Annotated in this window: 12 protein-coding genes; 7 read left to right on the top strand and 5 right to left on the bottom strand. The window is 60.7% G+C overall.

The window, feature by feature from the left end; translation table 11 throughout:
* Window positions 1-175 precede the first annotated feature (175 nt).
* Window positions 176-847, top strand: a complete 672-nt coding sequence (locus C4J92_RS13755) for a DUF3313 domain-containing protein (RefSeq protein WP_124404235.1) — start codon at window positions 176-178, stop codon at window positions 845-847.
* Between the two features lie 54 nt (window positions 848-901).
* Here the strand turns inward: C4J92_RS13755 and C4J92_RS13750 are convergent, their stop codons facing one another.
* Both C4J92_RS13750 and C4J92_RS13745 read right to left on the bottom strand, forming a co-directional pair.
* Window positions 902-2,296 (bottom strand): DUF1254 domain-containing protein, encoded by a 1,395-nt coding sequence (locus C4J92_RS13750; RefSeq protein ID WP_124404234.1) that lies wholly within the window; start codon window positions 2,294-2,296, stop codon window positions 902-904.
* A gap of 107 nt (window positions 2,297-2,403) precedes the next feature.
* Window positions 2,404-2,760, bottom strand: coding sequence for a response regulator (locus C4J92_RS13745; protein ID WP_124370777.1), 357 nt, complete (start codon window positions 2,758-2,760; stop codon window positions 2,404-2,406).
* 236 nt (window positions 2,761-2,996) lie between these two features.
* On the opposite strand from C4J92_RS13745, the gene C4J92_RS13740 reads away from it, so the two are divergent.
* The 5 genes from C4J92_RS13740 to C4J92_RS13720 all read left to right on the top strand — a co-directional run bounded on the left by C4J92_RS13740 (window position 2,997) and on the right by C4J92_RS13720 (window position 9,564).
* Window positions 2,997-6,494 (top strand): response regulator, encoded by a 3,498-nt coding sequence (locus C4J92_RS13740; protein WP_124404233.1) that lies wholly within the window; start codon window positions 2,997-2,999, stop codon window positions 6,492-6,494.
* Window positions 6,495-7,325, top strand: a complete 831-nt coding sequence (locus C4J92_RS13735; protein WP_372237478.1) for a protein-glutamate O-methyltransferase CheR — start codon at window positions 6,495-6,497, stop codon at window positions 7,323-7,325.
* The gene (locus C4J92_RS13730; RefSeq protein ID WP_124404232.1) at window positions 7,322-7,921 is read left to right on the top strand and encodes a chemotaxis protein CheB; all 600 of its coding nucleotides are present in this window, start codon (window positions 7,322-7,324) and stop codon (window positions 7,919-7,921) included. Before C4J92_RS13735 ends, C4J92_RS13730 begins: the two co-directional genes overlap by 4 nt.
* Window positions 7,915-9,108 (top strand): hybrid sensor histidine kinase/response regulator, encoded by a 1,194-nt coding sequence (locus tag C4J92_RS13725; protein ID WP_124370774.1) that lies wholly within the window; start codon window positions 7,915-7,917, stop codon window positions 9,106-9,108. Before C4J92_RS13730 ends, C4J92_RS13725 begins: the two co-directional genes overlap by 7 nt.
* A gap of 78 nt (window positions 9,109-9,186) precedes the next feature.
* Window positions 9,187-9,564 carry a response regulator gene (locus C4J92_RS13720; RefSeq protein WP_015372062.1) on the top strand — a complete coding sequence of 126 codons (378 nt, stop codon included), beginning with the start codon at window positions 9,187-9,189 and terminating at the stop codon, window positions 9,562-9,564.
* Between the two features lie 25 nt (window positions 9,565-9,589).
* Here the strand turns inward: C4J92_RS13720 and C4J92_RS13715 are convergent, their stop codons facing one another.
* The 3 genes from C4J92_RS13715 to C4J92_RS13705 all read right to left on the bottom strand — a co-directional run bounded on the left by C4J92_RS13715 (window position 9,590) and on the right by C4J92_RS13705 (window position 13,964).
* Window positions 9,590-11,260: an ATP-binding protein gene (locus C4J92_RS13715; RefSeq protein ID WP_124404231.1), complete on the bottom strand. Its 1,671-nt coding sequence runs from the start codon at window positions 11,258-11,260 to the stop codon at window positions 9,590-9,592.
* A 2-nt stretch (window positions 11,261-11,262) separates the two neighbouring features.
* Complete coding sequence (locus tag C4J92_RS13710; protein ID WP_124404230.1) at window positions 11,263-12,759, bottom strand: ATPase domain-containing protein; 1,497 nt, start codon at window positions 12,757-12,759, stop codon at window positions 11,263-11,265.
* 143 nt (window positions 12,760-12,902) lie between these two features.
* A complete protein-coding gene (locus C4J92_RS13705) occupies window positions 12,903-13,964 on the bottom strand; it encodes a tetratricopeptide repeat protein (RefSeq protein WP_124404229.1) in 1,062 nt (353 codons plus the stop codon).
* Between the two features lie 203 nt (window positions 13,965-14,167).
* On the opposite strand from C4J92_RS13705, the gene C4J92_RS13700 reads away from it, so the two are divergent.
* The gene (locus C4J92_RS13700) at window positions 14,168-15,817 is read left to right on the top strand and encodes an AMP-binding protein (protein WP_124404228.1); all 1,650 of its coding nucleotides are present in this window, start codon (window positions 14,168-14,170) and stop codon (window positions 15,815-15,817) included.
* Window positions 15,818-15,833 lie beyond the last annotated feature (16 nt).

The raw sequence follows: 15,833 nt of genomic DNA, 5'->3' as shown, positions 1-15,833 counted from the left end.
GGGCAAGCCCCCTCCCACATTTGGAGCGCGGGGCGTCAGTTAACAGGCTTCGGCTCCCGAGCCGTCACCGATAACCTGAGCCTTCGCCCCCCAAGGCTCATGGCCAAAATAAGCAGCCCGTTTTCCCAAGATTGGCTATACCTAGAGCTCAATCTATCGATGGGGAGCTCCAACGATGAAACTCAGGCTAATGGTCAGCATGCTGTGCGTCGCCTCGATCGGCATGGCGGGCTGCGCCAGCAAGGTCACGCAACCGGACGAATATTCGGGCTTTCTGTCGGACTACAGCCGACTCAAGGAAGCCAAGTCGCCCTCCGGAGCCGAAGTAATGCGCTGGGTCGATCCCACACTGGACCTGAACCGCTACAGCGCGGTTTACATCGAACCCACGCAGTTCTATCCCAAGCCTCAAGCCACCCCCCGGATTCCAGACAGCACCCTTCGCGGCATCAACGACTATTACAACCAGGCCCTCAAGCGTGAACTGGCCCGTTCAATGCCGTTGGCAAATGGCCCAGGCCCCGGGGTAATCGTCGTGCGCGCAGCGATTACGGCCGTCAGCAGTAAAACCGAAGGTCTCAAGCCTTACGAGTTCATTCCGGTTGCGTTTGTCGCGGCGGCGGTGAGTACCGGCACGGGGATTCGCGACCAGGAAACCACCTTGGGCACCGAGGCGCAGTTCCTCGATGGCGCCAACGGAAAAGTGATTGCCCAGGTGGTGCGCAAAGGCACAGGGGAGCCCTTGGCAAACGACACTCAGGTGATGAAAGCCGGTGATGTGAAAAGTGTCATCGATGGATGGGCATCCGACCTGCATCAGTCTTTTCTGAAGCTCAAACAGCAATGACGCATAAACGCGCGACGGGAGGCCACTGTGAGTCGACTCCCGCCGCGCGTGGTGTTACTTGAGCGGCGTCAACGGCGGCAACGTCCATTGACTGATTTCAGGCTTGGGCAGGTAAACACGCAGCACCGCGAAGAACAGCCCGGTGGGGGCGGGCAGCCAGTTGCTCTGTTCGGCCTTCGGTGGCTCATGATGCTGCAACGCCAGGGTCAGGCCGCCGTCGGCGTCCCGCTTCAGCTCAGGCAGCATGCGTGAGTTGATCAGGTAACGTTTCTTGTGGTTGGGCACCAGCAACTTGGTCTTGGCGCCGTACATGGTCAGCGACCAGAACGCATCGGCGGGCGGCAGTTGGTCCTTGGCAAAGTGCACGGTATAGCTGCGGCGTGCACCGTTGGCCGGCTTGCCTTCGCTGTCATCGAAGTAGGTGAAGTAAACAGCTTCGTCGGTAGAGTTGCCGAAGATGCCCAGGTTGGCGCCGGCGTAACGGTACAGGTAATTGTTTTTCAGGCGGTCACGGCTGCCGAACAACTCGCCGCTGGAGACTTGGTGAGTGTCGACCTTGTCTTTCTTGAAGGCGGCGAACTCGGCCTTGCCGTCGGCAATCCCATCTTCCAGCGCTTTACGCTGTTCGGCGGTCAGCTGGTTCAGCTTGAAGGGCGCGCCGGGGGCGATGCCGATGGTGGCAAAACGCGCCAGCAGGTCTTTCTCACTGTCCTGCGGCGCCGCAAAGGCCAGCATGAAGTTCAAGTAGCGGAACAACTGCGGGCTGTCGCTCATGTTCGCCATCGGCTTGGGCCACTCGATCTTCGCCACTTTCGCCGGGGCCGCTTGTTTCACGTAGCTGCTCAGCGGCTGCACTTTGTAGCCGCTCTGGATTTGCTTGACCTTGCTCAAGTCTTTTTCATCGAACAGCTGGGTGCGATACAGCGCGTAGGCGATATTGCTTTCGCTGTAGACCACGCGGTCGATGTCGACTGGCTGCTGACCCTTCCAGTCCGGGCCCGCGATCATATAGTGACCGCCGTTGTTGCCGGTGCTGCGCGTGCCCAGGTAGGCGAGGTTGTGGGTATAGAGGTCGATCAACTGCACCGAGTAGTAACGGTTGTCTTCGACCTTGGGCAGGGTCAGCACCAAGGGTTCCTTGCGCAGATCCATCCAGACGAAGGAGTAGGGCGTGTCCGAGTTCGGGGTCACGAACGCGGTGTCCTTAGGGGTGAAAACCTGCGCGGTATTGCCGATGTGATTGAACGCGGCCTTGTAGTTGACCCCGCCTTTATCAACGGCCTGGGTGTAGAGCGTCTTGTACATCTGCACCACAGGATAGCCGTACAAATAGGCTTCCTTGGCAATGGCCCGTGCTTCGGTCGGCGTCGCCGTGAAGTCGGCCCAGGCGCTGGTGCTCAGTAGTATCGAGAGGCTCGCCAACACCAGGCGCGCAGGTTGTCCAATCATGTTGTTGCGTCCTTCCAGAGTTCGTTTGACTGACGGGGAAATAAAGGCGATGAGTTTCCTGTTTTATTTCCCGGACGTCACGTTAAAACCTGCAAAAGGACAACGGATCATGTGGGCAACATCGATTTGACTTTATCGCGCAGTTGATCGATCGAGAATGGCTTGCCAATCACCTGCATACCGGCTGGCACGTCGATGTTTTCGGCATAGCCGCTGGCGAACAGGATGGGCAGGGTGGGGCGCAGTTCGCGCACCTGGGTCGCCAGTTGCTTACCGTCCATATCCGGCAGGCCGACGTCAGTCATCATCAGGTCGATGACCGTGTCTTTGCCTTCGACAATCTTCAGCGCCTCTTCGGCATCGGCGGCCTCGAGTACCGTGAACTCCAACTCCTCAAGCACATCGACGATCAGCATGCGCACGATAGCGTCATCTTCGACAACAAGGATGGTGGAGCTAGACATAATAAGGCGTTCCCAAAAAAGACGAGGTTTTTACCAGCGGCCGTTCTGACCGACCTGTTACTTGAGTAAGCGCAGGTTATCGACAAGTTCCGTCGGGCGGTAAAAACGATAGAAAAGACCAGGCAGAATAGCCTGTTCTTTCGTAGGAATCTTTACCAAATCACTCCAGAAAAATGGTCTTGATCGTCACTTTGGGGCAAACTTCCGGTTTTTCCGCACTTGGCCAAGGCATGCCCATGACTCCCGCGTCGTCAGTTGATGAAAAGAGCTTCCGTAAACTCCTGAGCCGCAACGTGGCCCTGCCATTGGGCGTAGGTGTGCTCAGTGCGGTGTTTTTCGTTTTCCTGATCACTTATTTGCTGTCGGTGATCCAGTGGGTGGAGCACACCGACCGGGTCATCAACAACCTCAATGAGTCGTCCAAACTGACGGTCGACCTGGAAACCGGCATGCGCGGCTTCCTGATTACCGGTGACGAGCATTTCCTCGACCCTTACGAGGTGGCCAAGCCGCGAATCATTGCCGACCTGCGCAATCTGCAGGAATTGGTGGCCGACAACCCGCAGCAGGTCGACCGCCTCAAGCGTCTTGAAGCGTTGCAGGCAGAGTGGAACAACTACGCGCAGTCGATGATTGAATTGCAGCGCGACAGCGGCGACTTCCGCGGTGCGGTGAAGGCAGGCCGGGGCAAGCGCCTGACCGATGAGATCCGCAAGGAGTACGACGACGCGGTGGCGATGGAGCAGCAGTTCCGTATCACCCGCAATGAAGAGGTCACCCGCACCACGGTGCTCAGCGTCACCCTGTACCTGGTGTTCGTACTCGGGCTCAGTGGGTTTCTGGCGTATGTCGGCCGAAAAAACTTAGTCGAACTATCAAACAGTTACAGCGCAAGCCTCGCGTCACAAAAGAAGATCGCCAAGCGCCTGGAGCAGCAAGCCTGGCTGCGCAACGGCCAAACTGAACTGGCCGAGCAGGTGCTCGGCCAGCTGACTCTGAACCTGTTGGGCCGCAATATCCTGCAGTTCTTTGCCCAATACATGGGCTCGGCCGTTGGAGCGTTGTATGTGCGCGAGGAACACGGCGGGCTCAAACGCGTGGCCACCTACGGTTTCTCCCGCGAGCAGGCGCAGCTGGAACAAGCGATCTACAGCGACGAAGGCATTGTGGGGCAGGCCGCCCAGCTCGATCGCCTGATCCGCCTGGACGACGTGCCGGTGGACTACTTCAAGGTCAGCTCCGGGCTGGGCGAGGGCGCGGCCCGCAGCGTACTGGTAGTGCCGACCAGCGATGACGACCGCGTCAACGGCGTGATCGAGCTGGGCTTCCTGCGCCCGCTGGAAGAACGCGATGTCGAATTGCTGGAGCTGATCGCGGGCAATATCGGTACGTCCATCGAAGCTGCGCGTTATCGCCAGCGTCTGCAGGAAGTACTCGCTGAAACCCAGCAGCTCAACGAAGAGCTGCAAGTGCAGCAGGAAGAGCTCAAGACCGCCAACGAAGAGCTGGAAGAACAGTCACGCATCCTCAAGGAATCCCAGGCGCACCTGGAAACCCAGCAGGCGGAGCTTGAGCAGACCAACGAACAACTGGCCGAACAGACCCAGACCTTGGCCGACCAGCGCGATGCCATGGACCGCAAGAACATCGAACTCAACCGGGTGCAGCTGGAGCTCGAAGACCGCGCCGATGAGCTGCAACGCTCCAGCAAGTACAAGTCCGAGTTCCTCGCCAACATGTCCCACGAGCTGCGCACGCCGCTGAACAGTTCGTTGATCCTGGCCAAGTTGCTGGCCGAAAACCCTCAGGAAAACCTCAGTGCCGAACAGGTCAAGTTTGCCGAGTCGATCTATTCGGCCGGCAATGACCTGCTCAACCTGATCAACGACATCCTGGATATTTCCAAGGTAGAAGCCGGCAAGTTGGAAGTACGCCCGGAAAATTCCAGCGTCGAGCGCCTGGTGGATGGCCTGCGCGGCATGTTCGAGCCGCTGGCCAAGGATCGTAATCTGGGCTTCCAGATCGACCTGCAGGAAGGCGCACCGGCCTTGCTGTTCACCGATCGCCAGCGCCTGGAGCAGATCCTCAAGAACCTGCTGTCCAACGCCATCAAGTTCACCGAGCAGGGCGATGTCAGCCTGACGGTGTCCCGTGCACCGGGGGAGGGCATTGCCTTTACCGTGCGCGACTCGGGCATCGGTATCGCCCAGGATCAGCAGGAAAGCATCTTCGAAGCCTTCCGCCAGGCCGATGGCACCACCAATCGCCGTTACGGCGGTACCGGCCTGGGCCTGTCCATTTCCCGCGACCTGGCTAACTTGCTGGGCGGCTACATCAGCGTGGCCAGCGAGCCGGGCAAGGGCAGCATTTTCACGCTGGTATTGCCGGAACAGTATGTTGAGCGCGCCGAAGACGCCGCGCCGATCGAGGCCCCGCGCCAGGCCGTAGCGGTACCGGCTCCCGCGCCCGTAAAGGTTGCGACGTTGCCGGTAGCCGATGCCGAGCCGATCCCGCGCTTTGCCGACGACCGTGACAAAGGGCCATTCACCACCCGCTGTATCCTGGTGGTGGAAGATGAGCCGAGCTTTGCGCGCATCCTCTTCGACCTGGCCCATGAGTTGGGCTACAACTGCCTGGTCGCCCACGGTGCTGACGAAGGCTACAGCCTGGCCGAGGAGTTCATCCCCGACGCGATCCTGCTCGACATGCGCCTGCCGGACCATTCCGGGCTGACAGTGCTGCAGCGTCTCAAGGCGCACGCCAATACCCGGCACATTCCGGTGCATGTGATTTCCGTGGAAGACCGCGTCGAAGCCGCCATGCACATGGGCGCCATCGGTTACGCGGTGAAGCCCACCACCCGTGAAGAGCTCAAGGACGTGTTCGCGCGCCTGGAAGCCAAGCTGACGCAAAAGGTCAAACGCGTGCTGCTGGTCGAGGATGACGACCTGCAGCGCGACAGCATTGCCCGCCTGATCGGCGACGATGACATTGAAATCACCGATGTCGGCTACGCCCAGGCTGCACTGGACCTGCTGCGCACCAATGTCTACGACTGCATGATCATCGACCTCAAGCTGCCGGACATGCTTGGCAACGAGCTGCTCAAGCGCATGGCCACCGAGGATATCTGCTCGTTCCCGCCGGTGATCGTCTACACCGGGCGCAACCTGACCCGCGACGAAGAGGCCGAACTGCGCAAGTATTCGCGCTCGATCATCATCAAGGGCGCCCGTTCTCCGGAGCGCCTGCTCGATGAAGTCACACTCTTTCTGCACAAAGTCGAATCGCAGTTGTCCCATGACCGCCAGAAGATGCTCAAGACCGCGCGCAGCCGCGACAAGGTGTTCGAAGGGCGCAAGATCCTGCTGGTGGACGACGACGTGCGCAATATCTTTGCCCTGACCAGCGCCCTGGAGCACAAAGGCGCCGTGGTGGTGATCGGGCGCAACGGCCGCGAAGCGATCGACAAGCTCAATGAAGTCGAGGATATCGATCTGGTACTGATGGACGTGATGATGCCGGAGATGGACGGTTACGAAGCCACCGCCCTGATCCGCCAGGACCCGCGCTGGAAGAAGCTGCCGATCATCGCCGTGACGGCCAAGGCCATGAAGGACGACCAGGAGCGTTGCCTGGCGGCTGGCTCCAACGACTACCTGGCCAAACCGATTGATCTGGACCGGCTGTTCTCGTTGATCCGCGTGTGGCTACCAAAGATGGAACGCATTTAAGTGGAGCGAAGTTTTTTGGACAAAAGCAGCGACATTGAGCTGCGCCTGTTGATCGAGGCGATTTACCTCAAGTACAGCTACGACTTTCGCGACTACTCCGGTGCGTCGGTCAAACGGCGGGTGGCCCACGCCTTGCGCCAGTTCGACTGTGCGACCATTTCCGCGCTGCAGGAGCGGGTGCTGCATGACCCGGCCGCGTTCATGCAGTTGCTGCAGTTCCTGACGATCCCGGTGAGCGAGATGTTTCGCGACCCCTCGCACTTTCTCGCGATTCGCCGGGAAGTGGTGCCGCTGCTCAAGACCTACCCGTCGATCAAGATCTGGATCGCCGGCTGCAGCACCGGCGAGGAGGTGTACTCCATGGCGATCCTGCTGCGCGAAGAAGGCTTGCTCGAGCGCACCATCATCTACGCCACCGACATCAACCCGGCATCGCTGGACAAAGCCAAGCAAGGCATCTTCTCCCTGGAGAACGTGCGCGCCTACACGGCCAATTATCAGCAGGCCGGCGGCCAACGCTCATTTGCCGACTACTACACCGCAGCTTACGATAACGCGATCTTCGACAAGACGCTGCGCGAGAACGTCACGTTCGCCGACCATAGCCTGGCAACCGACAGTGTATTCTCAGAAACTCAATTAATTTCATGTCGCAACGTGTTGATTTATTTCAATAAAAAGTTGCAAGACAGGGCGTTTGGGTTGTTTCATGAGTCGCTGTGCCATCGCGGTTTCCTGGTGCTGGGCAGCAAGGAAACCCTGGATTTTTCCGCCTACAGCAAGCAATTCGAACCCTTGGTCAAACAGGAACGGATCTACCGCAAATTATGAGCGACGCTGCAATCTCCCCGATTATCGGGCTTGAAGCCATCGTCGTCGGCGCCTCCGCCGGCGGTGTGGAGGCGTTGCTGAGTATTTTTGGCCGGCTGCCGAACACGTTCGGCCTGCCGATCATTGCCGTGCTACACCTGCCGGATGAGCGTCGCAGCCAGTTGGCGGAGGTCTTTGCGCGGCGCTTGCGCATTCCGGTCAAGGAGGCGCGGGACAAGGAGTCGATCGAGGCGGGCACCTTGTATTTCGCCGGCCCCGGCTATCATTTGTCGGTGGAACTCGACCGCAGCCTGTCCCTGAGCCAGGAAGACCGCGTGCACCATTCCCGGCCCGCCATCGATTTTCTCTTCGCCTCGGCCGCCGATGCCTACGGGCGAGGCCTGCTGGCGATCCTGCTGACCGGCGCCAACCAGGACGGCGCGCGCGGCCTGGCCCACGTCAAGCGATCCGGCGGTATCACTGTTGTACAAGACCCCGCTGAGGCCCGGATTGCCGTGATGCCCCTGGCGGCCCTGGCGTTGCACACACCCGACCATATTCTTTCCTTGAGCCAGATTGGCTCATTGCTGGCTTCCCTGGAACCTTCCCCATGTTAAGTACTGTCCAGGCCAAACTGCTGATCGTCGACGATCTGCCGGAAAACCTGCTGGCCCTCGAAGCGTTGATCAAGCGTGAAGACCGCCAGGTATTCAAGGCATTGAGTGCCGACGAGGCGTTGTCCCTGTTGCTGGAACATGAATTCGCCATGGCGATCCTCGACGTGCAGATGCCTGGCATGAACGGTTTCGAACTGGCCGAACTGATGCGCGGCACCGAAAAGACCAAGAACATCCCGATCGTGTTCGTCAGCGCCGCCGGCCGCGAACTCAATTACGCCTTCAAGGGCTATGAAAGCGGCGCGGTGGACTTCCTGCACAAACCGCTGGATATCCACGCGGTAAAGAGCAAGGTCAATGTGTTCGTTGACCTGTACCGCCAGAGCAAGGCGATGAAGCTGCAGGTCGAAGCCCTGGAGCGCAGCCGTCGTGAGCAGGAGCTGCTGCTGACGCGCCTGCAGGCCACTCAGGCGGAGCTGGAGCAGGCCGTGCGCATGCGCGATGACTTCATGTCGATCGTCGCCCACGAAGTGCGCACGCCGCTCAACGGGCTGATCCTGGAAACCCAATTGCGCAAGATGCACCTGGCCCGCGACAACGCCGCAGCGTTTACCCTGGACAAGATGCACGCCATGGTCGACCGCGATGAGCGCCAGATCAAAAGCCTGATCCGCCTGATCGAGGACATGCTCGACGTGTCGCGCATCCGCACCGGCAAACTGTCGATACGCCCGGCGCGCTTTGACTTGGCGCAACTGGTGCGCAACCTGGTGCATAACTTCGAGCCACAGGTTGCCGCTGCCGAATCGTCGATGCAGCTGGTCGCCGACGAGCCGGTGGAAGGCCATTGGGATGAGTTCCGCATCGAGCAGGTGGTCACCAACCTGTTGACCAACGCCCTGCGCTACGGCGCCAAGAGCCCGGTCGAAGTGCGGGTTTACACCGAACACGGCGAAGCGCGCGTGGAAGTGCGTGACCACGGCATTGGTATCAGTGAGGAGAACCAGAAGCGCATTTTTCAGCAGTTCGAGCGGGTTTCCGTCAACCACGCGGCGGCCGGCCTGGGCCTGGGCCTGTTCATTTCCGAACAGATTGTCGCGGCCCACGGCGGGACCATCGAGGTCGAAAGCCAGATAGGCGAGGGCGCGCTGTTCCGGGTGTGCCTGCCGCTTCAGGCGACGGCATGAAATCAATCGTCACCTGGACGCAACCTCTACGTGACCCCATGGTCGTAACACCAGCAACTGACCGAACAAAGGCTTCCCATGAGTGAAGATGCGCAAGATGTCGTACTGATCGTCGAAGACGACGAATCCATTATGTTTGTGCTGGGTGAATACCTGGCGGGCCTGGGTTATCGGGTGTTGAAGGCGGTCAATGGAAAAGAGGCCTTCGAAATCCTCGCGACCAAACCGCACCTGGACCTGATGGTCACCGACTACCGCCTGCCCGGCGGCATTTCCGGCGTGCAGATCGCCGAACCGGCGCTCAAGGTGCGCCCGGAGTTGAAAGTGATCTTTATCAGCGGTTATCCGCAGGAAATTCTCGACTGCGACAGCCCGATCACGCGCAACGCGCCGATCCTGGCCAAGCCGTTTGACTTGGACACGCTGCAGGAGCATATCCAGCGCCTGTTGGCCTGACGCCTTCCAGGGCTGCCGTGCAGCCCTAGTCCCTGATCATCTCGCGCACCTTCTCGGTCAGCAGGTCGAACGTGAACGGCTTGGTGATCAGCTGCATGCCGGGGTCAAGAAACCCGCCACGCACCGCCGCATGTTCGGCATAACCGGTGATGAACAGCACTTTGAGGTCAGGGCGGATTTGTCGACCGATTTCCGCCAATTGCCGGCCGTTCATGCCAGGCAGGCCAACGTCACTGATCAACAGGTCGATACGCTGATCGGATTCGATGATCGGTACCGCCGTGCTGGCATCACCGGCTTCGACAAAGGCGTATCCCAACTCTTTGAGCACCGCGCTCACCAGCACCCGCACCGCCGGGTCGTCTTCAACGATCAGGACGGTCTCTCCGTCATTGGCGAACGGCAACAAGGCCGGATTCACCGCGGCATCCTCAACCATTTCCCCGACAAAGCGCGGCAGGAACAAACTGACGGTGGTGCCCTTGTCCACTTCGCTGTGCAGCGTGACGTGGCCCCGGGATTGACGGGCAAACCCATAGATCATCGACAGACCCAGGCCCGTGCCCTGGCCGATCGGCTTGGTGGTGAAGAAGGGGTCGAACACTCGGCCCATGACACTCTCTGGAATGCCGCAGCCGGTGTCACTGACACTCAACTCGACGTAGTCACCAGGGCTCAAGGTGCCATAGGCGGCCGTGAATACACTGTCGAGGTGACGGTTGGTGGTTTCCACGGTGAGGCTGCCGCCGCTGGGCATCGCGTCACGCGCATTGATCACCAGGTTGAGCAGGGCGCTTTCCAATTGATTCGGGTCGGCTTCGGCCGTCCACAGGGTGTCGCTCAGACGCATTTGCAGGCAGATACTTTCATTGATACTGCGCTCCAGCAGTTCGCCCATGGAGGTCACCAGTTTATTGATCTCCACCGGTTTCGGGTCCAGCGACTGCCGGCGCGAAAACGCCAGCAGGCGATGGGTGAGGCCAGCGGCGCGGTTGGCCGAGGTGACGCCCAGGTCGATCAGGCTGTCCAGATCGTCCAGCTTGCCCCGCGCCACGCGCCGGCGCAGCAGCTCCAGGCTGCCGATGATGCCGGTCAGCATGTTGTTGAAGTCATGGGCGATGCCCCCGGTCAACTGGCCGACGGCTTCCATTTTCTGCGACTGGCGCAGGGCTTCTTCATTGCTGCGTAATTGCGCGGTACGTTCTTCCACTTGCTGTTCGAGGGTTTCCAGGGTGCGTTGCAGGCGCAGTTCACTGGCGCTCAGGTCGACCAAGCGGTCCCGGGCTTCGTATTGCCGGCGCCGCCCACGCAGGGCGGTGCTGACCAGGCTGATCAGGGTGATGGGATGAAATGGGCGCTCGAGAAAGGTGACATTGCCCAACAGTCCGCTCAGGTGCGACGAGCCGTTTTGCTCGCTGCCGCCGTGATGGGTCATCAGCACAATGGGCAGGTCCGACCAGGCCGGCTGTTGGTGCAGGTACTCCAGCAGCGGCTCCATGTCCACGCCGCGCAAGGCTTCGGCGGCGATGATCAGCACGCCGGCACCCTCGTGCAGTGCTTCGCACAGGTCGGCCAGGCTGCCGGCAACCAAGCCATGGTAGCCGGCCTCTTTGAGCATCATCAGCGCCAACGAGCTGTCGCGGCCCACAGGCGCAAGAATAATGGCCCGTTCAAAGATTGAGGAAAGGGGCGTCACACTTACTCTTCCTTGAGTAGAGGCGAGCCGGCGCCCATGTAGATCGGAATGCCGCGCAGCACGCCCTGGAAATTATCCAGGGGTTCGCCAACGGTCATGCCGCGACCGCTGATGCGGTACTCGCGAATCGTCGACTCATGGCTGCCGGTGCGTTTCTTGATCACCGAAATGGCCCGACGCACCTTGCCCAATGCCTCGAAGTAACGCAGCAGGATCACGGTGTCGGCCAGGTAGGTGATATCCACGGGGGTCTGCATATCGCCGACCAGGCCATGCTGGGCCACGGTCATGAACGTCGCGGCACCCCGTCGGTTCAGGTACAGCAGCAGTTCGTGCATGTGCAGGATCAGCGCGTTCTCTTCCGGCATGGCCGCCTGGTAGCCGTTGATGCTGTCGATGACCACGGTTTTGATGCCGCCTTCGTCCACGCAACGCCGTACTCGGTGGGAGAATTCCCCAGGAGACAGCTCGGCCGCGTCAACCTGTTCGATCAACAGGTTACCGGTGGCCTGCATCGCAGCCAGATCGATACCCATGTTATGCATGCGCTCGAACAGCAAACCCATCTCTTCGTCAAAAATGAACAGCGCGGCCTTTTCGCCACGCTGTACGGCGGCGGCGGCGAAGACCATTGAAATCAGCGATTTGCCGGTGCCGGCCGGGCCCAGGATCAGGCTGCTGGAACCTGTTTCGACGCCGCCGCCCATCAGGGCGTCGAGTTCGGGGATGCCGCTGCTCATGGTCTGGCGCGTGTAGCCGCCGCGATGTTCGGCGGCGACAAGGCGAGGGAATACGTGTACACCGTCGCCCATGATGGTGAAATCGTGAAAGCCGCCACGGTATTTCTGGCCACGGTATTTCACTACCCGCACCCGGCGGCGTTCGGCACCGTAGCTGGGTGTCAGTTCTTCCAGGCGAATCACGCCGTGAGCCACACTGTGAACGGTTTTGTCGAGGGATTCGGTGGTCAGGTCATCGAGCAGCAGCACCGTGGCGTCATACCGCACGAAGTAGTGCTTGATCGCCAGGATTTGCCGGCGATAGCGCAGGGAGCTCTGCGCCAACAGGCGGATCTCCGACAGGCTGTCGACCACTACGCGGGTCGGCTTGACCCGTTCCACCACCTCAAAAATCTGCCGCGTGGCTTCGCCCAGTTCAAGGTCCGAGGAATACAGCAGGCTCTGCTGATGCTCGGCGTTGAGCAGGCTTTCCGGCGGGGTCAATTCGAAGATATGGATGTTGTCATCCAGGTCCCAACCATGGGACTTGGCGCCTTGGCGCAGCTCATGTTCGGTTTCGGACAGGGTGATATACAGCGATTTTTCACCGTCTTTCGCTCCCGCCTGCAGGAAGTGCAGGGCGACGGTGGTTTTACCTGTGCCCGGTTCGCCTTCCAGCAGGAACAGGTGGCTGCGCGATAGCCCCCCGGAAAGAATGTCATCAAGACCTTCGATACCAGTGGCTGCCTTTTCACTTAAAAGCGAATTAGATGTAGACAAGAAGTGCCCTCAGGTCACGTACAAGTTGGGTGCACGCCGCTGGGCGCGCCATATTCACTTGACCGTATCGACCTGTGGCGGTTCAACGTTTTGAATTATTTGTGCGCGGCGCCGGCATCTTCTACGCATTTTTTTGAGCGCGGTCACAGACCTTGCTGCTGCAGCGCGGGGTCGTCCGGGTTCTGTTGCTCAAGCTGTGCCAGCAGCACCTGGACATTCTGCAACTGGCCGCTCTCTTTCCAATAGTTGACCAGCAGCACCCGCGCTTTCCGATTGGCCGGGTGGCGCTGCACGATTTCTTCCAACTGGCGCTGGGCAGCCTCGAGTTCTTCCTGGTCGTGCAGCGTGGTGGCCAGGTCGTAGCGGTAGTCCTGATTGTCCGGCTCAAGCTCCACCGCCTTGGACAGGCCGAGCAGGGCATACGGGCGCTCGCCATGGTGCAGCAGCCACATGCCCAGGGCGTGTTGCAGGTAGGCCGATTCCGGGTGCGCCGCCAATTGCTGCGCGAGCAGCTGGCGCGATTCGTCGGTCTTGCCCTGTTTATCCAGCAGCTCGATCTGCGCCACCACCGCTTGCAGGTTGTCCGGTTGCAGGCGCATGGCCTGCTGCAGGGCGTTTTGCGCCTCCGGCAGCAGGGCGCTGTGGATATACAGGCGCGCCAATTGAATCCAGCTTTCGGCGGTCTCGGGTTGGGCCTTGAGGGTATTGGCGAATTCGTCGAGCACTTGCTGCAGCGGGCCGAAGTACAGGCCCAGGGTGTCCGGCGACAGGCCGAGCAGGGCGTTGGCGGCGGCAAAGCGCACCTGCTGCTCGGGGTCATCCAGCACCGGGCCGAGCAGCAAGGTGCGCTGGCCGGAAGGTACCAGGCCGACAATGCTGTGAATTGCCGCTTCACGCACCCGTGGCGATTCATTGGCCAAGTCTTTATCTGCCAGTTTCAACGCCTGGGGGCTGGGGTAGTTGGGCAATTCGGCATGCAGCGCGGCGCGGCGCTCAGGTGAAAGGTCCGGCCGCCCCAGCTGTTGATACAACACCCGCGCCGCGCCCGGCTCACCGTTGCGCGCCTGCTTCAACGCTTTGGCATAACCGTGGGCAATCGCCGGGGGCACGGCCACCGGCGTTGCGCGGGCGAAAAACCAGGTGATCAACAGAATCGACAACAGGGCGCACAGGCCGACGATGGCGTAACGGCGTGACTTTGACATGCAGGTGTCCGAAGGCAGGGTACGGGTACAAAGCCTCAAGCTTCGGCCAGTGCAGGGCGAGTGTCAAACCCGATTGGCCAAACCGGTCAGCCATGTTGGAGGCTTTGACCATTGCTCGTAGCGCCGCTGCAGAGCGACTATTTGAGAGCGATTGACCGCCTGGAAAGTGTCCTTAAAACAAAAACACACAAGGAACTGAAGCGATGCGTGATTACCTGGCCGCCACCACCGAGTTCGATTACCAGCACACCGTCGACGCCGCCCTGGCCGGCAACCTGCAGGCGCTCAACGCCTGTGTGGAATGCTGTGACCGTCACGCGCTGCCGGGGCGGATTGCGCTGTTTTGGGAGGGCAGGGACGGGCGCAGCGCCACGGTCACCTTCAGCGAGCTGCAGGACCAGGCCTCACGCTTCGCCAATTTCCTGCTGGCCCAGGGCGTCAAGCGCGGCGACAAGGTCGCCGGCCTGTTGCCGCGCACAGCCGAACTGCTGGTGGTGGTGTTCGCCACCTGGCGTATCGGCGCGGTCTATCAACCTTTGTTTACGGCGTTCGGGCCCAAGGCGATCGAGCATCGCCTGAACAGTTCCGGCGCCGCGCTGGTCGTCACCGATGCCGTGAACCGGCCCAAGCTCACCGACGTGGACGGCTGCCCCACCATCGTGACGGTCACCGGGGCCAAGGGCGAAGGCCTGGTACGCGGCGATTTCAGCTTCTGGGCCGAACTGCCCAACCACTCGAACGTCTGCGAGCCCGTGCTGCTGGGGGGCGACGAGCCCTTCCTGCTGATGTTCACCTCGGGCACCACCGGCCCGTCCAAAGCCCTGTCGGTACCGCTCAAGGCGATTGTCGCGTTCCAGAGCTACACCCGCGACGCGGTGGACCTGCGCCCAGAAGACGCGTTCTGGAACGTGGCCGATCCGGGCTGGGCCTATGGCATTTATTTCGGCGTGACCGGGCCGCTGTCCCTGGGGCATCCGATCACCTTCTACGATGGCCCCTTCAGCGTGGAAAGCACCTGCCGGATCATCAACAAATACGGCATCACCAACCTCACTGGTTCGCCCACCGCGTATCGACTGTTGATTGCCGGCGGCGAGCCGTTCGCCCGTTCGATCAAGGGCAAGCTGCGCATCGTCAGCAGCGCCGGCGAGCCCCTGAACCCCGAGGTGATCCGCTGGTTCGCCGACAACCTCGGCGTGACCATCCACGATCACTACGGGCAGACCGAACTGGGCATGGTGCTGTGCAATCACCATGGCCTGGCGCATCCGGTGCATGTCGGCTCGGCGGGGTTCGCTTCGCCTGGGCATCGCATCGTGGTACTGGATGACAATCACCAGGAACTGCCCGCCGGTCAGCCCGGCATTCTCGCCATCGACCGTGAGCAATCGCCGATGTGCTGGTTCGCCGGGTATGAAGGCGTCAACACCAAAGCCTTTGTCGGCAAGTACTACCTCAGTGGCGACACCGTGGAGCTCAACCCGGACGGCAGCATCAGTTTTGTCGGGCGCAGTGATGACGTGATTACCACCTCCGGCTACCGCGTGGGGCCGTTCGACGTAGAGAGCGCCCTGGTCGAACACCCGGCCGTGGTCGAAGCCGCCGTGGTCGGCAAGCCCTGTCCGGAGCGCACCGAGCTGGTGAAAGCCTTCGTGGTGATCAACGAACAGTACCGCGCGACTCCGGAACTCGCCGAAGAATTGCGCCTGCATGTGCGCCAGCGCCTGGCGGCCCATGCGTACCCGCGAGAAATCGAATTCGTCAGCGACTTGCCCAAGACTCCCAGCGGCAAGCTGCAACGTTTTATTTTGCGTAATCAGGAAATCGCCAAGGCCCAGGCGGCCTTGGCGTGATCCGTTGAAAAGGAAA

It is taken from the genome of Pseudomonas sp. R3-18-08 (assembly GCF_003852065.1).
GTDB lineage: Bacteria > Pseudomonadota > Gammaproteobacteria > Pseudomonadales > Pseudomonadaceae > Aquipseudomonas.
This window is presented reverse-complemented; position numbering and strand designations above follow the sequence as displayed.

What these genes read in the sequence shown, in the direction of transcription:
- C4J92_RS13755 (WP_124404235.1), top strand. Translation starts at nt 176, where the DNA reads ATGAAACTCAGGCTAATGGTCAGCATGCTGTGCGTCGCCTCGATCGGC.
- C4J92_RS13750 (WP_124404234.1), bottom strand. Translation starts at nt 2,296, where the DNA reads ATGATTGGACAACCTGCGCGCCTGGTGTTGGCGAGCCTCTCGATACTA.
- C4J92_RS13745 (WP_124370777.1), bottom strand. Translation starts at nt 2,760, where the DNA reads ATGTCTAGCTCCACCATCCTTGTTGTCGAAGATGACGCTATCGTGCGC.
- C4J92_RS13740 (WP_124404233.1), top strand. Translation starts at nt 2,997, where the DNA reads ATGACTCCCGCGTCGTCAGTTGATGAAAAGAGCTTCCGTAAACTCCTG.
- C4J92_RS13730 (WP_124404232.1), top strand. Translation starts at nt 7,322, where the DNA reads ATGAGCGACGCTGCAATCTCCCCGATTATCGGGCTTGAAGCCATCGTC.
- C4J92_RS13725 (WP_124370774.1), top strand. Translation starts at nt 7,915, where the DNA reads ATGTTAAGTACTGTCCAGGCCAAACTGCTGATCGTCGACGATCTGCCG.
- C4J92_RS13720 (WP_015372062.1), top strand. Translation starts at nt 9,187, where the DNA reads ATGAGTGAAGATGCGCAAGATGTCGTACTGATCGTCGAAGACGACGAA.
- C4J92_RS13705 (WP_124404229.1), bottom strand. Translation starts at nt 13,964, where the DNA reads ATGTCAAAGTCACGCCGTTACGCCATCGTCGGCCTGTGCGCCCTGTTG.
- C4J92_RS13700 (WP_124404228.1), top strand. Translation starts at nt 14,168, where the DNA reads ATGCGTGATTACCTGGCCGCCACCACCGAGTTCGATTACCAGCACACC.